This window comes from Pseudomonas sp. REP124 (assembly GCF_020164475.1).
In the GTDB taxonomy this organism is placed as follows: domain Bacteria; phylum Pseudomonadota; class Gammaproteobacteria; order Pseudomonadales; family Pseudomonadaceae; genus Aquipseudomonas.
In genome coordinates this window covers 1-3,241 of the sequence record NZ_JAIQWX010000272.1, presented here as the reverse complement: position 1 = coordinate 3,241, position 3,241 = coordinate 1, and the positions used below count along the sequence as shown (strand labels likewise).

Here is a 3,241-nt window from a genome sequence, read left to right as displayed (position 1 = left end):
TAAAATTCAAGGTTGAGGTTGAAGATGTCCCAGGCTGAAAAAATCGTTATCGCCGACGCCCCGCTGCGTTGGCAGGATGTAGTCGCCGTCGCCCGTCACGGCGCGCAGTTGGAATTGTCGGCGCAGGCCTGGGCACGGATCGAGAATGCGCAGGCCATCGTCCAGCGCATCGTCAGCAGCGGTGAGCGCGCCTATGGCGTGAACACCGGCCTGGGCGCCCTGTGCAACGTCTCGCTCAAGGACGAACAGCTCAGCCAGATGTCCCGCAACACCCTGCTCAGCCACGCCTGTGGCGTCGGCGCCCCGCTGGCCGACGAGCAGACCCGCGCGATCATGTGCGCGGCCATCCTCAACTTCACTCAAGGCAAATCCGGCGTGCATCGTCGGGTGGTCGAAGCCTTGCTGGCGTTGCTCAACAAGGGCATCACCCCGCAAGTGCCGTCCCAGGGTTCGGTCGGTTACCTGACCCACATGGCCCACATTTCCATTGCCTTGCTGGGCGTCGGCAACGTCAGCTACCGCGGGCAGATCGTCTCCGCGCAGCAAGCCCTGGCCGAAGAAGGCCTGCAACCGGTTCAACTCGGCGCCAAGGACGGGCTGTGCCTGGTCAACGGCACGCCGTGCATGAACGGCCTGAGCGCCCTGGCCATTGCCGACGCGACGCGCCTGCTGCAATGGGCCGACGTGATCAGCGCCATGAGCTTCGAGGCCCAGCGCGGGCAGATCGCCGCGTTCGATGCCGAGATCATCGCGCTCAAGCCGCACCCGGGCATGCAAAAGGTCGGCATCAACCTGCGTGCGCTGCTCGACGGCAGCGAAGTGATCGCCCAGAGCAAGGGCATCCGCACCCAGGACGCCCTGAGCATCCGCTCGATTCCGCAGGTCCACGGCGCCGCCCGCGATCAGCTGGAACATGCGATCAAGCAAGTCGAAATCGAACTCAACGGCTGCACCGACAACCCGTTGCTGCTGGGCACGCCGGACAACTTCCGCGTCATGTCCCAGGCCAACCCCCACGGTCAATCGGTGGCCATGGCGGCGGACCTGCTGGCCATTGCCATGGCGGAAATCGGCTCCATCGCCGAGCGTCGCCTGGACCGTCTGATCAACCCGCACGTCAGTGGTCTGCCGGCCTTCCTGGTGGCGAATCCGGGGGTAAACTCCGGAATGATGATCGTGCAGTACGTCGCCGCGTCCCTGTGCGCGGAAAACCGCCAGCTGGCGCAACCGGCGGTGCTCGACAACTACGTCACCTCGGGCCTGCAGGAAGACCACCTGAGCATGGGCACCAACGCTGCGCTGAAGCTGCATCGCGCGCTGGAAAACTGCACGCAGATCCTCGCCATCGAGTACCTGCTGGCGGCCCAGGCCTTCGAGTTCCTCAAGGAACAACGCTTCGGCGCCGGGACCGATGCGGCGTGGCGTCTGCTGCGCGAACGCGTGCCGGCCTACGACCAGGACCGCTGGCTGGCGCCGGACATCGCCGCTGCGGCCGGCGTATTGAAGGATTCGAGCCTGCTGCAAAAGGCTTTGCCGAATCTGCACTGATTTCCGTTGAACCAGCGTGCCAAGGCGCCAGCCCGCCCAAAAGGCGGGAAGCGACGGACAACGGATATCTCCGGAGCGTCTGGTAGTTGATTTACAACTCTCACAAGGAGCCAAAAATGACTGCGCTAAACCTGATTCCCGGCCAACTGAGCCTCGCCCAACTGCGTGAGGTGTATCAGCAGCCGGTGAAGCTGACCCTCGACAACAGTGCATCTGCGCAGATCGAGGCCAGCGTCGCCTGCGTTGAACAGATCCTTGCCGAAAATCGCACCGCCTACGGCATCAACACCGGATTCGGCCTGCTGGCCTCGACCCGCATCGCCAGCGAAGACCTGGAAAACCTGCAGCGTTCGCTGGTGCTTTCTCACGCCGCCGGCGTCGGCGAGCCGATCAGCGATGAGCTGTGTCGCCTGATCATGGTGCTCAAGGTCAACAGCCTGAGCCGTGGCTTCTCCGGTATCCGCCGCAAAGTCATCGATGCGCTGATCGCCCTGATCAACGCCGAGGTCTATCCGCATATTCCTTTGAAGGGTTCGGTTGGTGCGTCCGGTGACCTGGCGCCATTGGCACACATGTCGCTGGTGCTGCTGGGCGAGGGCAAGGCGCGCCACAAGGGCGAATGGATGGAAGCGACCGAAGCGCTGAAAGTCGCCGGCCTGACCCCGCTGACCCTGGCCGCGAAAGAAGGCCTGGCGCTGCTAAACGGTACTCAGGTCTCCACCGCATTCGCCCTGCGCGGCCTGTTCGAAGGTGAAGACTTGTTTGTTGGCGCGCTGGCAATTGGTGGCCTGACCGTTGAAGCGGTACTCGGCTCGCGTTCACCGTTCGATGCGCGCATCCACGCCGCCCGTGGCCAGAAAGGCCAGATCGACGCCGCTGCCGCCTACCGCGATTTGCTGGGCGAGCGCAGCGAGGTTTCCGATTCCCACAAGAACTGCGAAAAGGTCCAGGACCCGTACTCCCTGCGCTGCCAGCCGCAAGTCATGGGTGCCTGCCTGACCCAGTTCCGTCAGGCGGCGGAAGTGCTGGCGATTGAAGCCAACGCCGTATCCGACAACCCGTTGGTGTTCGCCGCCGAAGGCGATGTGATTTCCGGCGGCAACTTCCACGCCGAACCGGTGGCCATGGCCGCGGACAACCTGGCGCTGGCCCTCTCCGAAATCGGCTCCCTGAGCGAACGCCGCATCTCGCTGATGATGGACAAGCACATGTCGCAGTTGCCGCCGTTCCTCGTGGCCAACGGCGGGGTGAACTCCGGGTTCATGATTGCCCAGGTAACGGCCGCGGCACTGGCCAGCGAAAACAAAGCCCTGGCTCATCCGCACTCGGTGGACAGCCTGCCCACTTCCGCCAACCAGGAAGACCACGTCTCCATGGCACCGGCCGCCGGCAAGCGCCTCTGGGAAATGGCTGGCAACACTCGCGGCATTCTCGCCGTGGAATGGCTGGCGGCGGTGCAGGGCTTGGACCTGCGTAACGGTCTGAAGACCTCGCCAACATTGGAAAAAGCCCGCGCGATCCTGCGCAACGAAGTGCCGTTCTACGAGAAGGACCGCTTCTTTGCGCCGGACATCAACGCGGCGACTGAACTGCTGGCTTCGCGGTGCCTGACCGAACTGGTTTCGGCGAGGTTGCTGCCGAGTCTGTGATGGCCCCTTCGCGGGCAAGCCTCGCTCCTACAGGGGCGACATCA

General features: G+C 63.9%; 2 protein-coding genes. Both read left to right on the top strand.

Going from position 1 to position 3,241, the window contains the following annotated elements:
- Positions 1–24: 24 nt before the first annotated feature.
- A complete protein-coding gene (gene hutH, locus K9857_RS30095) occupies positions 25–1,548 on the top strand; it encodes a histidine ammonia-lyase (RefSeq protein ID WP_224542182.1) in 1,524 nt (507 codons plus the stop codon).
- Between the two features lie 116 nt (positions 1,549–1,664).
- Positions 1,665–3,197, top strand: a complete 1,533-nt coding sequence (gene hutH / locus K9857_RS30090) for a histidine ammonia-lyase (protein ID WP_224542180.1) — start codon at positions 1,665–1,667, stop codon at positions 3,195–3,197.
- Positions 3,198–3,241 lie beyond the last annotated feature (44 nt).